Genomic DNA, 16947 nt, shown 5'->3' with positions numbered 1-16947 from the left:
GAAACTTTTCGGCCAAAAGTTGAATGGAAGCATGCTCGAACTGACAGACATCACGAAATCATTCACCCAACAACGCGTCCTCGAAGGCGTGAGCCTGCACGTGTCCGCCGGCGAATCGCTCGCCGTGATGGGGCCGTCGGGCTCCGGCAAGTCGACGCTTCTGCACTGCATGTCCGGCGTGCTCACCCCAGACTCCGGGCAGGTACTCTTCGAGGGCACCAACATCGCAGCGCTTGACGACGCCGCGCGTTCCAAACTTCGCCTCAACCACTTCGGCTTCATCTTCCAGGACGGACAGCTGCTGCCCGAGCTCACCGCCACCGAGAACGTGGCGCTGCCCCAGATCATGCGCGGCACCCCCAGAAAGGACGCCCACGAGCAGGCGAACGACATGCTTACCAGGCTCGGCTTGGGGAACTTCGTATCGAGGTTTCCAGGCCAGCTCTCCGGTGGGCAGTCGCAGAGGGTCGCGATTGCGCGAGCCTTGGCCGGGCCGCCGAAGGTGGTCTTCGCCGACGAACCGACCGCCGCGCTCGACCAGGCCACCGGGCACGAGGTGATGCAGGAGATCGTGGCGGTGGCGCAGAAATTCGGTGTCACCCTAGTTCTGGTCACGCACGACCCGAAGATTGCGGCCTGGTGCAACCGACGCATCGAGATCCGCGACGGCCTGATCCACTCGGAGGTGGCGGCATGAGCGCGGTGACGTTGATGCGGGTGCCGGGGGCGTCGACAAGCGAAGGGCGCTGGGTGCGCAAGCTCTCTGGGGTTGCGCTGGCCGTGGCCACGTGGATGCTGTGCACACTGGCCGGCGGCACCTGGATGTTCGTGGAGCGAGACAGGCAATACCCGGACCTCGGCGGCGACATCGACATACCGCTGCTCTACATCGGGCTCGCACTCTTCGCGTGCGCGCTGCTCGTCCCCACCCTGCTCACCCTGCTGACGCAGGCAGCGCGAGCGGACCTGAGCGGGCGCGAGCAACAGCTGGCGGTGTTAAGGCTCATCGGCGCGACCGCAGGTGAGGTCCGCGGCATGATGATCCTGGAGGCGCTGCGCAGAGCCTGCGTCGGGTTGAGCATCGGCACGGTGGCGTACGTAGCGAGCGTGCCAGCCTGGTCAGCCCTTTCCTTTCAGGGCACGCAGATCGGCACCTGGGAAATGTTCACCTGGTGGGTCGTGCCGATCGCGTGGGCGGCCGTCGCGCTGCTCGCCGCGGGCTCCGTGTGGCGAGCGCTGCAGCAGGTGGCGGTCACACCGCTCGGCGTGACCAGGCGAGTGCCGCGCCCCGGGCAGAAGGCAATCACGACCGTATGCGCCATCGCCGCAGCAATCGGGCTGTACATCTGGCTTGCTCGGCACCCGATCGCGCCGGAGGCCGACGTCGCGGACGTCTTGGTTGCGCTCGTCGTCTTCATCGGGTTCTTGGTGGTGAATACGCTGATCGCCGTCGGGGTGATCCAGGTTGTGGCGCGCTTAAGCTACCGAATCCCAGGCGCGTACAACTACGTAGCGACGCGTCGGGTGAGCCGCGGCGCGAAGAACACGTGGCGCAGGTGCAGCGCGCTGTTCTTCGTCGCGTTCACTGCCGGGGTGGCCGGAGCATTCCAGAGCATCGCGGAAAGTGAGGTGGCCCCCGAGGAGGCGCTCATCGTGCAAGATCTGCCCAAGGGCATCGCCATCACGGTGCTCTTCGGCGCGGTACTGCTGGTGCTGTTCACCCTGCTGACGCAGACGCTCGCGGTGGTGGAGCAGAAGCAGCTGACCAAGTCGCTCCACTTCATCGGTGCGGCACTAACTTTTCACACAAAAGTTGCGGTGCGCGAAATTGGGGTGCCGATGGTGGTCGCCGCGCTGCTGGGATTTGGCCAAGGCGTGCTCGTCGGCCTGGTCATGGTCGGGGCAACGCCCGACGGGATCGCAACCGTACTGTTCTTCGGCGCGCTCATCGCGCTCGCTCTGGTCGGCTGCGTCGGGGCCGTAATTGTTTCCGGCCGGCTCCGCGCACAAGTACTCGCGGAAACCGGCCGGGCGAACGACTAGAAGCTCAGCTTCCGCATAATCGGCGCCGGGATGGCCTTGAGGACCATGGAGATCGGGCCGAAGAGCTTGTGGACGAACACGTTGGACTTGCCGCCGAGTGCGGCGTCCACTGCTGCCTCTGCGACGTCCTCTTTGTTCACGGTCAGCGGCGCCTCGTCGAGGCCCTCGGTCATCTTGGTGCGCACCTGGCCCGGGCGGACCACGGTGACGTTGACACCGTCGTTGCGCAGCGCCTCGCCGAGCTGGGTGTAGAAGCCGTCCATGCCGGCCTTGGAGGCACCGTAGACGAAGTTGGAGCGGCGCACCTTCTGACCGGCCACCGAGCTCATAGCGATGATGGTGCCGTGACCTTGGGCTTTAAACTTTTGGCCCAAAAGTACGCCGACCGAGATCGGGGCGGTGTAGTTCGTCTGCGCGGAGGCGACGGCCGCGGCTTGGTCCTGCCACAGCTGCTCCTGGTCGCCCAGGGTGCCGAAGGCGACGATCGCGATGTCGACGTCGCCGTCCTCGAAGGCGGCGTCGATGACGCCCGGGTGGGAGTCGAAGTCGGTGGCGTCAAAGTCGATAAGGCGCACCTTGGAGGCACCGGCGGCGGAGACTTCCTCCACGGCGGCGTCGATACGCGCAGAGCCCTTGCGCGCGGCGAGGGTGACGGTGGGGTTGCCGCCGCGGGAGGCGAGCTCGGTGACGATGGCGAGGCCGATCTCCGAGGTGCCGCCGAGCAGCAAGATGTTCTGGGCTTGGCCAACTGCGTTCAGCATTGGGGTTCCTTTCTAGTGCAGCTCGAGGCGGCGGGACATGTCGGAGGCGAAGACGCCGGTCGGGTCGATCTCGTTGCGGGTCTTCAGCCAGCCGGGAAGCTCCGGGTACATCTTGTGGAACTTCTCAGCGCTGGTGCGGGACTCCTTGGCCAGGTAGAGGCGACCGCCGAACTCCATGACCTGGTCGTCCAGGCGGTCCAGGAAGCTGTTGAGCCCGTCGCGGATCGGGAAGTCCACGCACACGTTCCAGCCCTTCATCGGGTAGGACAGCGGCGCGCGGTTGCCCTCGCCGAACAGCTTGAACACGTTCAGCGCGGTGTAGTGGCCCGAGGACTGGATCTGGTAGATGATGTCCTTGAACGGCTCGACCGCATCCGTGGGCACCACGAACTGGTACTGCAGGAAGCCCTTCGATCCGTAGCCGCGGTTCCACTCGCCGATCAGATCGAGCGGCTGGTAGAACTGCGTGAGGTTCTTGATGTCGTTCTTCGAAGGCGCGCCCATCATGTAGTAAGCCTCGCCGATCGCCGACAGGGTCAGCTTGTTCATCGTCCAGGACGGGAAGATATCCGGCACCGTCATCAGCTGCGGGGCCTTGAACTTCAGCGGGTCCTTCGCCAGCTTCGGCGCGTACTCCTTGAGCTGGTCCAGGGTGGCCAGCGAGCCGCGGGAAATGGTGGAGCGACCCGTCTTCGGCGGCGCGGAGATCGCGTCGAACCACGCGGAGGAATAGGTGTAGCCCTCCTCCTGGCCGTGGGAGTGCTCCTCGATCGTCTCGTCCAGGGTGCTGGTGCGCACCGTATCCGAGATGAAGTAGGCGGTCTCCGTGAACGTCATCTGGATGCGTGCGCGCAGGATGATGCCGGTCAGGCCCATGCCGCCGACGGTGGCCCAGAACAGCTCAGATGTTTCGCCCTCCGGCTCGAGGTGGAGCACGCGCCCGTCTGCCACGAGCAGCTCCATGGAGACGACGTGGTCGCCGAAGGAGCCGGCGGAGTGGTGGTTCTTGCCGTGGATGTCCGGGCCGATCGCGCCGCCGATGGTCACCTGGCGGGTGCCGGGCAAAACCGGGACCCACAGGCCGTAGGGCAGCGCTGCCTTCATCAGCTGGTCCAGTGTCACGCCGGCATCCACGTCCACGATGCCGGTGTCCGGGTCGATGGAGTGGATCTGGTTGAGCGGCTGCATGTCGACGACCAGGCCGCCGCCGTTCTGCGCCGGGTCGCCGTAGGAGCGGCCCATGCCGCGGGCGATCACGCCGCGACCGCTCTCGGCCGCGACTTGCACGGCCTTCGCGATCGTGTCCACGTCCGGGGTGGAGACGACGTGCGCCGTCGACGGGGCGGTGCGGCCCCAGCCGTAGAGGGATTTCAGTTCGGTGTGAAGTTCCATATCTCCGCTTCTGATCAAACTAAAGGTGGAAAAGCTTCTTTCAGTCCGAGCCTACTCACATCGAGTCGAACTTCCCGCATTGAAAGATGTGATCTTATACGGATTTTTAGAGGTCCATGATTGTTCTGATCTCCTCCGGCAGCTCGTCCTGCGAGGTGATCACGGGTTTGCCTGCCTCTTTGTGTTCGCGCAGCAGCTCGTAGATGCGCCCGCGGCCCGTCGAGTCGATGAACGGCAGCTCCTCGACAAACACCCGCACCATGAAATCCGACAGCGGGACGTCGACGCGTTGGGCTGCCTCGTGGATTGCGTCGGGGTCGTCGCCTTTGTAGTGCTTCCTCATGCGACTTACCATAGCGCGCGCGAAAAACCTCTATTGTGGGCGCCATGGGCAGCACGCTGTACACGGAGCACGTGGCGCCGGTGATCCAACTTTCCCCCGGCGCCACGCTCATGGTGCGCGTTGCACTCACCTCAGACGATGAGGTCTACCGCTGGGTCGGCCTCGACTCCGCCACCACGATCGAGCAGTGCCGCGAGCTCATCGCCGCCCTCTTCGGCATCGAGGAGACGGTCGGCACGCCAGAGCAGGGCCTGCTTGTCGACGTCCTTTCGTCCCCCGGCGACACCGCCACCTTCACCTGGGGCCTGTGGCAGTTCACCATGCTGCTCGCCGACGTCTACCCGGGCGGCAGCAGCGGCCCGGTCTGCGTCGCGGGCGACGGCTCCTTCGCCGGGCACGAGGTGGACTTGGACCTTACGGACTTCATAGGAAACACGGTGCGGCCCGAAGTACGCGACGTGATTCGGCGTGCCGAATCCTTCGATTTCGTGCCGCTTTTGCAGGTGCTCTCGGACGGGGAGCGCACCTTGCCGACGCAGGAGCGGGCGCGTCTGGCGGGGCTCGTGCCGGCGTCGACAGGCAAGACGAGCGATGCTTTTTGGGTGCACGTGCTGGCGATGGCCTGCTTTGCGGATCGCCCGACGACGCGGCGCCTGGTGCTCAGCCTCATGCGGGCCCTTGGCTGGGAGGACACCGACGCTGACGAGGTGTTTACGTTGAGCCGGGCGGGTGAGGCGTTCGTGGGGGATTTGTCCGCGGTGGACCGGCTAGAAATTCTGCGCGAGCTGCTCCACGGGTAGACTAAGCGGCCGTGTCTTCCTCTTCCGCAGTATTCAAGCAGCTCGTGCCGTTTTTAATCATCGGTATCGGCTGCGCGGTCATTGATTTTGGCATCACCTACTCGCTCACCGAGCTCGTCGGTACCCAGCGCGACATGGCCAAAGCCGTCGGCTGGGTCTTCGGCACGCTGACCGCCTACCTGCTCAACTCCAAGTTCGCGTTCCAGGCCGAGGTCAACGCCAAGAAGGCGGGCGCGGTTTTCTTCCTCTACGCGGTGACGTTTGTGGTGCAGATTCTGCTGTACCGCTGGACGGAGGGCCCGCTGATCGCCATGGGCATCGACACCAACCCGTGGAAGGACGGCGTCTCCTTCGTCATCGCCCAGGGCGTGGCCACGGTGACCAACTTCGTGCTGCAGCGCCGCGTGATCTTTAAGGAAGAAACCAAGATCATCGCGCAGCAGGATCCGCGCTAGGGGCGTCGGAAATCCTCGCGCGCACCGCGGCGCAACAGCGTAAGCCACTGGAAGAATTCGCGTGGATTCTTGCGTTCGATGAGGAAGAACCAGCCGAAGCGGACCACTTCCTGCAACTGCATCTTCTTCATCCCGCGCTGGTTGATGATGTAGCCGCGGTTGCGGTAGGTGAAGTAGCGTTTCGTGGGGTTGTCCGGCCACTGCGCGTGCGCACGGCCGCCCATAATTGGATGGAACTCGCTCGAGCCGTCCGGGTGTAGGTAGCTGGTGGTCAGCGCCGTGCCGTACTTTAGGCCGGACTGGGCGAGCCGACGGTGGTACTCCACCTCGTCGCCGCGGATAAACAGGCGATAATCGGGCACGCCGATGCGCTCCATTGCCTTCGCGGAAATCAGGGCGCCGTTAAACAGCGAGGCGTACTGGGGGAGGAAGTCGCCCTCCAGCTCGTCGACGCGCCTGTGCCACACGGTGCCTTGGCGCAGCGGGAAGGCGAGCTTCTCGGGGGCGTCGATATTCGCCACGATCGGGCTGACCTCGCACAAAGCGTGTGCTTCGGCGACCCGGTAGAGCTCGGCGAGCACGTGCTCGTCGGCCGGGCGGCCGTCGTCATCCGCGCACCAGATCGCGTCCGCGCCGAGCGCGAGCGCGTGGAGGAACCCGTAGGCGAACCCGCCCGCGCCGCCCAGGTTGGTGTGGCTGGGCAGGTAGACGGCGCGCTTCCCCGCGAGCTCTTCCAGCAGTTCCTTGACTTGTGATTCCGCCCCGTTGTCCACCACGATCACCCACTGCACCGGGTGCGTCTGGCGCACCACCTGCTCCAGCGAGTGCCTCAGCAAGTCCACGCGCTTATGGGTCACGATCACGGCAGCGGTGCTCCCGCTGGAATGGAGAGGTTGCGGGGTGGAAGTCATGTGTTTCATTGTGCCTTATCGCAAGAGAAAACCCCTCCACAGCCATTCCGCTGAACGGGTGACTTATGTGTGAGAGGGGAATACGAGTTTGAGTATAAGCTAGTGTCCGAGACTAAGCAATACTTTTGGGGGAAAAGTGGGAATAGCTCATTTTAAGAAAGAATGGATCTCGGAAGAGCGGTTCAGACCATACTTGGAGAGAATGTTCCACGCGGAGGAAGCAGCTCTGGAGCTGTACCTAGTGGATCGTAAAACTCGCGAGTGCGTTTTTCCGCGACATTGCATTTATCGAGGTTGCGCTGCGAAATGCGATCAATCGACTTTTGGCCGAAAAGTTTGGCTCGGACTGGTACGCCAGGGCTGAAGTTGGTTTCGACGCGCGAGTTCGTGGCAACATCAGCGAGGCATGGGACTCACTGCCACGGAGATATACGTCGCAGCACGTTGTGCGAGGGGCCACACTGGGTAGCCGTATCGTCGCGGCCTCGATGTTCAGAACATGGACCAACATGTTGGACAAAGGTGGCGGGACTGGGCTTGATGCTCCATTTGAGAGAGCCGACCATGATCAGATTTGGGATAGTGCTGCTTTATTGGAAGTTTTCCCTGGCGCGAGGCAGCTAGCCAGACCGCAAGACCCTAATTTCTCGTCTCAGGGACTCACGCGGGAGTGGGTGTATCACAAGGTGCTCCCGGTGCGGAAAATTCGGAACCGGGTTGCTCACCATGAGCCGCTAGTGTTGTCGGGAGTTCCAATTACCGGCACAAACCATCGCTTGAGCCCGCGGGAAAGCTTCAACGCATATATGGATCTTGCAGCAATGCTTGACCGCGACTTGGCGTCCTTCCTAGAAGGGCTGCGAACCAGTGACGAGCTTGAACAAGCAGAATTGCTGCTGGATTCATTTCCTGGTTAAAACGCCCGCCCTTATTCGCCCTTATCTTCCCCGTGGAAACGCTCCACCAGCTCTGCGACGTACTCGCCAGTTTCGGGGCCCTCGTAGGCGCCCACCACGTCGGAGACGAGGCCCGCTTGCCGGATCTCGCCCTTGTCCACCCACAAGGCGGTGGTGCACAGCTGGGCGAGGAAGTCGTTGGAGTGCGAGGCGAAGACCAGGATGCCGGAGCGCTCCACCATCTCGGCTAAGCGGACGCGCGCTTTGGCCATGAAGGCGGCGTCGACGGCGCCGATGCCCTCGTCGAGAAGCAAAATCTCCGGTTCGATGGAGGTGACCACGCCGAGGGCGAGGCGCACGCGCATGCCGGTGGAATAGGTGCGCAGCGGCATGTTGAGGTAGTCGCCGAGCTCGGAGAACTCCGCGATCTCGTCCATCTTGTCTTTCATCTGCTTGCGAGTCTGGCCGAGGAAGAGGCCGCGGATGATGATGTTCTCGTAGCCGGAGATCTCCGGGTCCATGCCCACGCCCAGGTCGAAGACGGGCGCGACGCGGCCGCGCACATCGGCGACGCCGCGGGTCGGCTCGTAGATGCCGGAGAGCAGGCGCAAAAGCGTGGACTTGCCGGCGCCGTTGTGGCCGACCAGGCCGACGCGGTCGCCCTCGCGCAGGTGGAGGTTGATGTCTTTGAGCGCCTCGACGACCACGGTGTTGGAGGCGTTCTTGCCGATCTTGCCGCCGGCCGAGGACATGACGGCCTTCTTCAGCGAGCGGGACTTGGCGTCGAAGATGGGGAAGTCGACGCAGGCGTTATAGGTGTCGATAGAAACCATTGTGTGACTCCTTCACTTAGACCCAATACGGCACGCGGAAGCGCATCTGGCGCATCGCCAGCAGGGTAATGCCCAGACCGATGAGGGTGCAGATACCGACGATGCCCCAGTGGTAGGCGGCCACCGGCTGATCGATCATGGGGGCGCGCACGATCTCCAGGTAGTGGTAAAGCGGGTTGATCTCCGCGAGCAGTGCGCGCTTTGCGACGTCGCCGCCCTGCTCCTTCAGCGTCTGGGTGGTCCACACGATCGGGGTGACATAGAACAGCAGCTGCACGAGCGCCTCGAGCAGGGGTGCGACGTCGCGGAAGCGCGTGGCGATGATGCCGAAGAGCATGGTCACCCACACGCCGTTGAGCACGAGCAAGAGCATCGCGGGCACCGCGAGCAGCGTCTGCCAGGTCATTGGGATGCGGAAGATAATGACCAGCAGTACCCAGATGACAATGTTGTGGGCGAAAAACAGGAGCTGGCGCCACACGAGGCGGTAGACGTGCACGGAAAGGGCGGAGGGCAGCTGCTTGATCAGTCCCTCGTTTTCAATGAAGACGTTCGCCCCGTCTTTGATGCACCCGGAGATGAAGCCCCAGACGATGAAGCCGACGGTGACGTGCGGGAGGAACTCGCGGATCTCGATCTGGAAGAGCATGGAGTACAGCAGGCCCAGGGCGAGCGCCATCACGCCGGTGGCGATGGTGATCCACAAGGGGCCCAGCGTGGAGCGGCGGTAGCGCTGCTTGATGTCCTGCCAACCCAGCTGCAGCCAGAGCTCGTATTGGCCCCAGCCGCGAACGAGGTCGCGAAAGGCCATGCCCATCGTCTTGGACTTTGACGGTGGGGTGTCGTGGTCTGCGTCGCTGGTCATGCGCGTGACGTCCGCGCGGAGTTGTTGAAAGTCCTGCACCTTTCTCACCCTAGCGCCAACTGGCTGCTTTGCAGGATTCCGACTGATTCAGCCCAGGAGCAGGCAGTGTGCGCGCCGGGGGACAACCGGGCATAATTGGGTGCGTTCTCATACCGTCGATGCAAAGTGAGGGGTGTGGCCGTGGCGTTCGATGTTGCGAGTGTGCGCGGGCTGTACACCTCGCTGAGTGACGGCTGGACGTACCTCAACGCCCACGACGCGCCGCAGATCCCGGAGCGGGTGTCCGCGGCGGTGGCCCGTTCTTTCCGCATGTCCGCGTCCGTCGCGCCGCCGGAGCCGGGTGGCGGCACGCACTCGCGCGCCTCGCTGGGCCGCCCGGAGGGTGAGTCCTACCTGCAGCAGGCGCGGTCTGCGGTCGCGGACTTGGTCGGCGCTACCCCGGGCTGCATTGTGCTCGGCCCGAGCCTTGAGGCGCTGTACATGTCGTTGGCGGTGGCGCTGAAGCCCCTGTTTCGCCACGACTCGGCGCTCGTGTGTAATCGGGTGGATCGCCCGCAGCTGACCAAGGCGCTGCGCCGCATCGGCGCGCCAACGACGTTTGCGCAGGCAGATCTGGCTACGGGTGACCTGCCTGCGTGGCAGTTCGCCGAGCTTGTCGACGGCGCGACTCGCCTGGTCTCGGTGCCGGCTGCGCACCCCGAGCTCGGCACCATTATCGGCGTCGGCGACATTGTGGAGCGGGTGCGCGAGCGCTCGCGAGCCTGGGTGCTTGTCGACGCCACCTCGTACGCTCCCTACAAACCGATCACCTTCGACGCCTGGGGCGCGGACATTCTCGCGCTCGACCTCTCCGAGCTCGGCGGGCCGCAGCTGGGCGCGCTCGTCTTCCGGGACGAGGCGATGTTCGGCCGTTTGGACGCCTCCGCCCTCGACATGGAGGTCTCTACCGGGCTGGCCGGCGGCGTGCCCGCGGTGGTGGAGCACTACGCCTCGCTGGTCGAGGGGGTGAAAGGCCGGCCCACCCGCCGCAACCGTTTGCTGCACTCGATGGGCCAGACCGCCGCCTATTTCAACCGGCTGCGCGAGGACCTCGATACGTTCTTGGGAACTTTGCCTGCCGTCCATATTGTCGGCGTGTCCGGCGAGGCGGCGGAAGGCGCGGCGATCGAGCGGATTCCGCGGTTGATGTTCGGGGTGCAGGGCGTGCCGTCGGCAATGGTGCACCAGCGGCTCTTGGCCCATGGGATCGTCTCTACCCTGGCGCGGCCGAGCCAGCTGCTCACCGACATGGGCGTCGACGAAATGGGCGGCGCGGTGACGATCGGGCTCGGGCCGTTTAACACCGAGACCGACATTGAGCAGCTCATCCGCACCGTCGCGTCGCTGGCCTAACTTTTCGCCGAAAAGTTAGGCACCTACCGTGAGCACGATCTTTCCGGTGTGCGCGCCGGAATCCAGGTACTCGTGGGCGTCGGCAGCCTGGGCGAGCGGGAAGGTCTTGGTCACGTTTGGCGAGATCTTTCCGGACTCGATGAGCGGCCAGACGTGCGCCACGGTGTCGGCGACAATGCGCGCCTTCATCGGGCGCGGGCGGGCGCGCAGCGTGGTGGCGTGCACCGACTGCCGGCGCGGCATCATCCGCCCCAGCGATAGCGTGCCCTTGGGCCCGCCTTGCAGCGCGATGACGACGAGGCGGCCGTCGACAGCCAGCGACTTGATGTTCTGCTCCAGGTACGCGCCGCCGACCACGTCCAGGATGATGTCGGCCCAGCCCTTGAGCTCCTCGGCGAAATCCTGCGTGCGGTAGTTAATGGCGATGTCGGCGCCGAGTTCTCGGCAGTAGGCGAGCTTTTCCTCGCTGCCCGCGGTCACGGCGACTTCCGCGCCGAGCGCCTTGCACAGCTGGATAGCGAAGGAGCCGATGCCGCCGGCGCCGCCGTGGATGAGCACCTTGTCGCCGGCTTGCAGGCCGGCGACCATGCCGAGGTTGGACCACACTGTGCAGGCGACTTCCACTACCGCGGCGGTCTCCTCAAGGCTCAGGTTTTTGGGCTTGGGCGTGAGCTGCCCTTCCGGGACCGCGACGTACTCGGCGTAGCCGCCGCCGGCGAGCAGGCAGCCGACCTCCTCGCCTTGTCTGCGGTCCGTCGTGCCCGGGTCCACAATCACGCCGGCGCATTCCAGGCCAATGGTTTCCGGCTCGCCTTTTGGCGGCGGGTACTTGCCCTGCGCCTGGACGAGGTCGGCGCGGTTGACGCCGGCGGCGGTGACGCGGACGAGCACGCTGCCGTCGTCAAGCGAAGGCTCCGGGGTGTCGACGAGCGCGAGCGAGCGGGGATTTTCTGGGTCTGTCAGTGCAATCGCTTTCATGCCCACCCAGGATAACGGAGTCGGCGGGCCCATACGGTAGACTTTGCACCCGTTGGAGACGTGGCAGAGCGGCCGAATGCACCGGTCTTGAAAACCGGCGAGGGTCACACCTCCAGGGGTTCAAATCCCCTCGTCTCCGCCAACTACTTTAAAGCGCGTCCAGCACGTCGATGAAGCGCTGGGCCGCGGCCTGCGGGTCGGCCCACTTGTCCAGGCCGAACAGGCCGATGCGGAAGGTGGAAAAGCCGTCCGCCTCCCCAATGTTCAGCGGCACACCCGAGGCGATCTGCATGCCGTGGGGCTTAAATGCCGCGCCTGACTGCTGGTCAGGGTTGTTTGCGTACAGCACGACCACGCCGTTCGACTCGAAGCCTTCCGCGGCCACTGAGCGGTAGCCGCGCTGGTAGGCGGCCTCGCGGACGAGTCGGCCGAGCGCCAACTGATTCTTTGCCAGCGTGTCCAGGCCGAACTCAACCGATTCCTGCATGACCTCCAGGTTGTGCAGGATCGTGTCGGTCGGCAGGGTGGAGTGGTAGCCGGCCTGGCCTGCGCGGTAGCCGTCGAAAATCGCGAGCCACTTCTTCAAGTCCAGGGTGAAGGAGTCCGAGTCGCTGGAAAGCACCGCGTCGCGGCCCTTCTGCGAGAGCATGACGTAGCCGGTCGCGGGGGAGCCGGACCACGACTTCTGCGGCGCAGAGACGAGCACGTCTATGCGTTGCGCCGCCATGTCGGGGAAGGCCGCGCCCGCTGCGATGGAATCAAGCACGAACAGCGCGCCGTGGTCTTGCGCAATGCTTCCCAGCCCCGCGATGTAGTCCTCCGGCAGCGTCAGGCCCGCGGCGGTTTCCGTGTGCGCGGTGACAATCACGTCGGGTGCATGCTTCTCGACGGCACGCTGCACCTCTTCCAGCGCCGGCGGCGCAAAAGACGGCTGCGCATCTTGGCTCGTCGGCTGCGCGTTGAGCACGTGCACGGTGTCGGTGAGCTGCCCTGCCTCGATGATCTGGCTCCAGCGGAACGTGAACAAACCCGAGCGCAGGATGAGCACCTTCTTGCCGCGGAAGAGCTGGCGGGCCACCGCCTCCATCGCGCCGGTGCCGCCCGCCGGGACGAGCGCAGCCGAATCGGCCCCGTACGTCGAGGTCAGCAGCGTGAGCATCTCCTGGGCTGCGGAGATGAACTTCTGCGACATGTGGTTCAGCGAGCGGTCGGTAAAGACGACCGAGTACTCGAGCAGACCGTCAGCATCAATGTCGGGGCGCGGAAGGTGTGTCATGCCCCACAGTGTAATGAACTAGAACAGCTCCGGGGTCGTGTGGAACTGGGGCGAGTAATCGGTGCCACGCAGGCCGTCCTGCGCGCGCTTGACGGTTGCGCGCTCGACGCCGGCGATGACGGCGACGTCGGCAAGCGACAGCGGCGCGTCGGGGGTCACGGATGCGTCCCCCGGGTGGCGCGGGTCCACCCCGGCGAGATTCGCGCCGGGGATCTGCCCGAGCGGCACGCCGAGGAGCAACGTGCCGGCACCCAGGCGCTCGGGTGCGGCGTGCTTGGGGGAGAGGTACAAGGGGGCGTCGACAAGCGATTGGGGCGAAAACGACTCGATGTCGGCGAGCGCCCAAACAATCCAATCGGCGCGATCGGCTGCTGCGGGGCCCAGGTCGCTGCGGGTGGCGACGCCAGCGGAAAGGTCTGTGTTGAGCTTCATGCGCACCACTATACGGGCTTCATTTGGATGTGGCGGGTGCACTAGGTAGGATGAGCGGAGGCCTGGAGACGTGCCAGAGCGGCCGAATGGGGCTCCCTGCTAAGGAGTTGCCCTCTTTGCGGAGGGCCGCAGGTTCAAATCCTGTCGTCTCCGCCATTGCGCCCGTAGCTCAACGGATAGAGCATCTGACTACGGATCAGAAGGTTGGGGGTTCGAATCCCTCCGGGCGCACCAAAGAAAACCCCAGCTCACAGCGTATGTGGGCTGGGGTTTCTGCTGTGCGGGCTACTCCTCCTCGGAAGCGTCAGTCGGCACGACCGGGGCGGGCTGCGCCGGGCTGGTGCAGCTTTGACCGCCCGCGATCGCGATTATCGCAGCTACCAGACCCAGCACACCGCCGCCGATACCTGTGAGTGCCTCCGGGGTCACGTTGGCGGAACGAGCGGTGCTCTTGAGCACGTCGTTGAGCTGCTTGCCCAGACCCGGTACTGCCAGCTGCGTCGACAGTGCAAGCGGGATGATGGCCAACAGCGGCATCCCGATGCCGACGAGGGTGGCGATGCATCGCGGATCGGTAGAGCCTCGGTAGACACCCATTTCTGGGTCAACCTCGAGGCTGTCCTGCTTGGAGGAACCGCCAGAGGAGCCGGGGATGCCCTCCACCTTCACGTCGGGGTTGCCGTTGTTGTTGGCGTCCACCTTCGCGTTGTCCGTGATGACGACGGTGGCCTTGGCGTTGTCGGAGATCTTCACGTCCGGGTTGCCGTTGTTATTGCCGTTGTTGTTGGCGTTGTCTTTGACTTCAGCCTTGGCATTGTCGGTGATGACGACGGTGGCCTTGGCATTGTCGGAGATCTTGACGTCCGGGTTGCCGTTGTTATTGCCGTTGTTGTTGGCATTGTCCTTGACTTCAGCCTTGGCATTGTCGGTGATGACGACGGTGGCTTTAGCGTTGTCGGAGATTTTGACGTCCGGGTTGCCGTTGTTATTGCCGTTGTCCTTAATCTCCACCTTGGCGTTGTCCGTGATGACCGGGTTGCCGTTGTTGGAGAGGTTGTCCTTGATCTCGACGGTGGCCTTGGCGTTGTCCGTGATGACCGGGTTGCCGTTGTTGGAGAGGTTGTCCTTGATCTCGACGGTGGCCTTCGCGTTGTCCGTAATGATCGGGTTGCCGTTGTTGGAGAGGTTGTCCTTGATCTCGGCCTTCGCGTTGTCCGTGATGATGACGTTCGGGTTGCCGTTGTTGGAGAAGATGTTGAGGCCTCCGCCGCCCGCCCCGCCAGCACCACCGGTGAGGCCACCGAGCAGACCGCCGCCGACCTTGCCGATGAAGTCGGCCGCGATGTCAGCAATCGTTCCGCTCGGGGTCGCCGGGTTCTTCGCGCTGATGCGCAGCGTGCGCTCGACTTCCGACATGCCGTCGCTGAAGACAACTGGGATGGTAAAGGTACCGGGGATAAAGTTGTTCGGTGCCGTGACCTGGATCTTGCCATCCTTGGTGGCCACGTCCCATCCAACCGAGCCAATGCCCTTCTTCTTCACGGTCACGCCCTCTGGCAGCGCGAGCTCCTCGACGACCTTGGTCACGTTGCCTTCGAAGTCCACGTCGTAGACGCCGCCAAAGTCGGGCAACGCGTCCTCCCACTCAGCCTTCGGCATCTCATCAATCACCGAAAGGTTCAGAGTGGAGGTGTAAGAGGAGCCATCGCCGCGAGTGATGTTGACGGGGATGCTGACATCGCCGGTTTTGAAGCTGGCGGCTGACTCTGGGCGCTTCACGACGAGCGTGCCGTTGTCTTTGCTAAATCCCCAGTTGAAAATCGTGTTCGCGGTGGGGGCAAATGTGTAGTTGGGATCGAGTTCCAGTCCCTTGATCGCGGCGGAGTCCTGATTCCAAAAGTTCTCAGTTTCGTACCGACGCGCGAGATCCGGATCTGACTCCAGCGCATCCTCAGGGCGCTTCGAAACGTTGACCTTCAGGGTGTTCTTGATTTCCTTCCCATCGGGCAAGGTGACGGTCACGGCGAGGTCCTTGGATCCCTCGGTGAAGGAAACATCGGCAGACGGACGGGACAGGACGACTGAGCCGTCCTCGTTGGCCTCAACTCCCCAGTTGAAGATCGTGGTGAGGTTCGCCTTGAGCGTTGCGCCAGCCGGAAGCGTGAAGCCTGAGATCACCGCCGGGGCATCGCCGCTGAAGGTCACATTGTGACGGGTGTTCCAATCGATGACAGTCGGTTCGGCCGCCGGACTGGCAGCTGTTGTGGTTGCTGCTGCGGTGTCGATGTCCTCTGCAATGCCCTGCGGCACCACAATCGACGGGGCCGCGAGAGTGAGGGCGAGGGCGCTTGCGGCGACGCCGCGGGAGAAAGTGGCCATGAGACCTTCCTTTATGCACTAGGTGGGCAGGGAGTGAAGATCAAACACCAAGGTTCGATTTCGCTTACCTCAATGTTTTTAGCACCTCTTTGACATTTTCAGTAGAGGGAGCGCAATAATTTTTCTTCGATACTGCTCGCGCGGAGTATCGGGGTTACTGGGGCGAAAAAGCGTTGCTGCACTGGAGTTTTGGTGCTTGCATGGTTGCGGTGTAAAGTATCTCTTCGTTGTCAACGCAATGCGAAGACGGCAAGCGCCCGTAGCTCAACGGATAGAGCATCTGACTACGGATCAGAAGGTTGGGGGTTCGAATCCCTCCGGGCGCACCAAAGGAAACCCCGCTGCGGCGGGGTTTTTGCATGTGCGGGGAATTTCTTAGAGAAGGAAACTATTAACGCATCCTAAGAGGGGGCTTAGGGGCAAAACTTGGCATACGCCTGTCTACGGCATTACAATCTATAGGGATTGTAAAGATTTTTCCCAGCTCACATAAAACCCTGAGTGCAACCTTACGTATTGGAGACAAGCATGCGCGGAAACACCAAGCCCTCTCGCGGACTGTTTTCCGGAATGAAACGGACTGTTATCGCCTCGGCGACGGCACTTTCGCTCGCAGTGGGGGGCATGGCTGTCCCGGCGTTAGAGAGTTTCGGGGCGGGGGAATTCTTGCCTGCGGCGACGGCGGCAACGAGCTCGCTCCTCTACAGCAGCGGCAATTGGATTCCGCTGGACAAAGGCTGGAGTAGGAAAAAGCCGCAAGACGTTCCCGGCACGCCACAGGAACTGGTTGATTTCTCCAAAAATAAAACGAGAGGTTGGCTGGCGGTCGCCAACAACGATTCCGGCGCATCAATTCAGGGCTTTAGCAAGATCGAATTCAGTCACGATCGGACTACTACAAGGTCGTTTCCTGCGAGCGGAGAATATTACGTTTGGGTAGAAACGCCCGAGTCGAAAACAGCTACTGGTACCCGTGAAGTAGCCAATGGCGAATTTTATAAGGTTGAGGGCAAGGGCAATGGAACCACGCTGACGCTCGAGCTGCCGAAGACGGTGACGCTCCAGCCGAGCCAAGTGCTATACGCGTTTGCACCAAACCAGCGGAGCTTGCCAACCTGGGGCATCGGCGCGAGTGGCTCCGCGACGCTGAGTTCCGCCCCCAAAGGCACCGTGACCGGGCGGCTGAACGCT

At 63.5% G+C, this 16947-nt stretch carries 15 protein-coding genes and 4 tRNA genes; 9 read left to right on the top strand and 10 right to left on the bottom strand.

The annotated features are described in order from the left end of the window. The first annotated feature begins 31 nt into the window (after positions 1 to 31). Both M3G14_RS02040 and M3G14_RS02035 read left to right on the top strand, forming a co-directional pair. Positions 32 to 697, top strand: coding sequence for an ABC transporter ATP-binding protein (locus tag M3G14_RS02040; RefSeq protein ID WP_259924340.1), 666 nt, complete (start codon positions 32 to 34; stop codon positions 695 to 697). Then, complete coding sequence (locus M3G14_RS02035; RefSeq protein WP_259924339.1) at positions 694 to 2043, top strand: FtsX-like permease family protein; 1350 nt, start codon at positions 694 to 696, stop codon at positions 2041 to 2043. Before M3G14_RS02040 ends, M3G14_RS02035 begins: the two co-directional genes overlap by 4 nt. On the opposite strand, the gene M3G14_RS02030 is transcribed toward M3G14_RS02035, so the two are convergent. The 3 genes from M3G14_RS02030 to M3G14_RS02020 form a co-directional block, all read right to left on the bottom strand. After that, on the bottom strand, positions 2040 to 2804 hold the full coding sequence (locus M3G14_RS02030) for a decaprenylphospho-beta-D-erythro-pentofuranosid-2-ulose 2-reductase (RefSeq protein WP_259924338.1): 765 nt from the start codon (positions 2802 to 2804) through the stop codon (positions 2040 to 2042). The genes M3G14_RS02035 and M3G14_RS02030 overlap by 4 nt on opposite strands. Before the next feature lie 12 nt (positions 2805 to 2816). Further along, positions 2817 to 4196, bottom strand: coding sequence for an FAD-binding oxidoreductase (locus tag M3G14_RS02025; RefSeq protein WP_259924337.1), 1380 nt, complete (start codon positions 4194 to 4196; stop codon positions 2817 to 2819). 106 nt (positions 4197 to 4302) lie between these two features. Next, positions 4303 to 4539 carry a hypothetical protein gene (locus M3G14_RS02020; protein ID WP_259924336.1) on the bottom strand — a complete coding sequence of 79 codons (237 nt, stop codon included), beginning with the start codon at positions 4537 to 4539 and terminating at the stop codon, positions 4303 to 4305. Between the two features lie 44 nt (positions 4540 to 4583). Between M3G14_RS02020 and M3G14_RS02015 the strand changes: the two genes are divergently transcribed. Both M3G14_RS02015 and M3G14_RS02010 read left to right on the top strand, forming a co-directional pair. Then, positions 4584 to 5339, top strand: coding sequence for a hypothetical protein (locus M3G14_RS02015; protein WP_259924335.1), 756 nt, complete (start codon positions 4584 to 4586; stop codon positions 5337 to 5339). An 11-nt stretch (positions 5340 to 5350) separates the two neighbouring features. Next, positions 5351 to 5794, top strand: coding sequence for a GtrA family protein (locus M3G14_RS02010; protein ID WP_259924334.1), 444 nt, complete (start codon positions 5351 to 5353; stop codon positions 5792 to 5794). On the opposite strand, the gene M3G14_RS02005 is transcribed toward M3G14_RS02010, so the two are convergent. The 3 genes from M3G14_RS02005 to M3G14_RS01995 all read right to left on the bottom strand — a co-directional run bounded on the left by M3G14_RS02005 (position 5791) and on the right by M3G14_RS01995 (position 9299). Beyond that, entirely contained in the window at positions 5791 to 6705 is a 915-nt protein-coding gene (locus tag M3G14_RS02005; protein WP_259924333.1) for a glycosyltransferase, read from the bottom strand. The genes M3G14_RS02010 and M3G14_RS02005 overlap by 4 nt on opposite strands. Before the next feature lie 928 nt (positions 6706 to 7633). After that, entirely contained in the window at positions 7634 to 8434 is an 801-nt protein-coding gene (locus tag M3G14_RS02000; protein WP_259924332.1) for an ABC transporter ATP-binding protein, read from the bottom strand. Between the two features lie 16 nt (positions 8435 to 8450). After that, entirely contained in the window at positions 8451 to 9299 is an 849-nt protein-coding gene (locus M3G14_RS01995) for an ABC transporter permease (RefSeq protein WP_259924671.1), read from the bottom strand. 180 nt (positions 9300 to 9479) lie between these two features. Here M3G14_RS01995 and M3G14_RS01990 point away from each other — a divergent pair, with 180 nt between their 5' ends. Next, positions 9480 to 10691: an aminotransferase class V-fold PLP-dependent enzyme gene (locus M3G14_RS01990; protein WP_259924331.1), complete on the top strand. Its 1212-nt coding sequence runs from the start codon at positions 9480 to 9482 to the stop codon at positions 10689 to 10691. Positions 10692 to 10706: 15 nt separating this feature from the next. Here M3G14_RS01990 and M3G14_RS01985 read toward each other — a convergent pair whose 3' ends face one another. Continuing rightward, on the bottom strand, positions 10707 to 11669 hold the full coding sequence (locus M3G14_RS01985; protein WP_259924330.1) for an NAD(P)H-quinone oxidoreductase: 963 nt from the start codon (positions 11667 to 11669) through the stop codon (positions 10707 to 10709). A gap of 54 nt (positions 11670 to 11723) precedes the next feature. Here M3G14_RS01985 and M3G14_RS01980 point away from each other — a divergent pair. Next, positions 11724 to 11811: transfer RNA gene (locus M3G14_RS01980), tRNA-Ser, on the top strand. Between the two features lie 6 nt (positions 11812 to 11817). On the opposite strand, the gene M3G14_RS01975 is transcribed toward M3G14_RS01980, so the two are convergent. Together M3G14_RS01975 and M3G14_RS01970 are read right to left on the bottom strand one after the other, a co-directional pair. After that, positions 11818 to 12945, bottom strand: coding sequence for an aminotransferase class V-fold PLP-dependent enzyme (locus M3G14_RS01975; RefSeq protein ID WP_259924329.1), 1128 nt, complete (start codon positions 12943 to 12945; stop codon positions 11818 to 11820). An 18-nt stretch (positions 12946 to 12963) separates the two neighbouring features. Beyond that, on the bottom strand, positions 12964 to 13377 hold the full coding sequence (locus tag M3G14_RS01970; protein ID WP_259924328.1) for a hypothetical protein: 414 nt from the start codon (positions 13375 to 13377) through the stop codon (positions 12964 to 12966). A 64-nt stretch (positions 13378 to 13441) separates the two neighbouring features. On the opposite strand from M3G14_RS01970, the gene M3G14_RS01965 reads away from it, so the two are divergent. Both M3G14_RS01965 and M3G14_RS01960 read left to right on the top strand, forming a co-directional pair. Further along, positions 13442 to 13533: transfer RNA gene (locus M3G14_RS01965), tRNA-Ser, on the top strand. Between the two features lie 2 nt (positions 13534 to 13535). After that, a tRNA-Arg gene (locus tag M3G14_RS01960) sits at positions 13536 to 13611 on the top strand. Positions 13612 to 13662: 51 nt separating this feature from the next. On the opposite strand, the gene M3G14_RS01955 is transcribed toward M3G14_RS01960, so the two are convergent. After that, entirely contained in the window at positions 13663 to 15756 is a 2094-nt protein-coding gene (locus M3G14_RS01955; RefSeq protein ID WP_259924327.1) for a hypothetical protein, read from the bottom strand. 253 nt (positions 15757 to 16009) lie between these two features. On the opposite strand from M3G14_RS01955, the gene M3G14_RS01950 reads away from it, so the two are divergent. Then, positions 16010 to 16085, top strand: a tRNA-Arg gene (locus tag M3G14_RS01950). Positions 16086 to 16947 lie beyond the last annotated feature (862 nt).

The organism is Corynebacterium sp. p3-SID1056 (assembly GCF_025152525.1).
GTDB lineage: Bacteria > Actinomycetota > Actinomycetes > Mycobacteriales > Mycobacteriaceae > Corynebacterium.
The sequence above is the reverse complement of the archived record's forward strand: the minus strand, read 5'-3'. Positions and strand labels throughout refer to the sequence as shown.

Excerpts from the sequence above, each read along its gene's own strand:
- M3G14_RS02005 (WP_259924333.1), bottom strand. The coding sequence starts at position 6,705 with ATGACTTCCACCCCGCAACCTCTCCATTCCAGCGGGAGCACCGCTGCC.
- M3G14_RS02000 (WP_259924332.1), bottom strand. The coding sequence starts at position 8,434 with ATGGTTTCTATCGACACCTATAACGCCTGCGTCGACTTCCCCATCTTC.
- M3G14_RS01955 (WP_259924327.1), bottom strand. The coding sequence starts at position 15,756 with ATGGCCACTTTCTCCCGCGGCGTCGCCGCAAGCGCCCTCGCCCTCACT.
- M3G14_RS02040 (WP_259924340.1), top strand. The coding sequence starts at position 32 with ATGCTCGAACTGACAGACATCACGAAATCATTCACCCAACAACGCGTC.
- M3G14_RS01995 (WP_259924671.1), bottom strand. The coding sequence starts at position 9,299 with ATGACCAGCGACGCAGACCACGACACCCCACCGTCAAAGTCCAAGACG.
- M3G14_RS01975 (WP_259924329.1), bottom strand. The coding sequence starts at position 12,945 with ATGACACACCTTCCGCGCCCCGACATTGATGCTGACGGTCTGCTCGAG.
- M3G14_RS02035 (WP_259924339.1), top strand. The coding sequence starts at position 694 with ATGAGCGCGGTGACGTTGATGCGGGTGCCGGGGGCGTCGACAAGCGAA.
- M3G14_RS02025 (WP_259924337.1), bottom strand. The coding sequence starts at position 4,196 with ATGGAACTTCACACCGAACTGAAATCCCTCTACGGCTGGGGCCGCACC.
- M3G14_RS02030 (WP_259924338.1), bottom strand. The coding sequence starts at position 2,804 with ATGCTGAACGCAGTTGGCCAAGCCCAGAACATCTTGCTGCTCGGCGGC.
- M3G14_RS02020 (WP_259924336.1), bottom strand. The coding sequence starts at position 4,539 with ATGAGGAAGCACTACAAAGGCGACGACCCCGACGCAATCCACGAGGCA.
- M3G14_RS01970 (WP_259924328.1), bottom strand. The coding sequence starts at position 13,377 with ATGAAGCTCAACACAGACCTTTCCGCTGGCGTCGCCACCCGCAGCGAC.
- M3G14_RS01985 (WP_259924330.1), bottom strand. The coding sequence starts at position 11,669 with ATGAAAGCGATTGCACTGACAGACCCAGAAAATCCCCGCTCGCTCGCG.
- M3G14_RS02015 (WP_259924335.1), top strand. The coding sequence starts at position 4,584 with ATGGGCAGCACGCTGTACACGGAGCACGTGGCGCCGGTGATCCAACTT.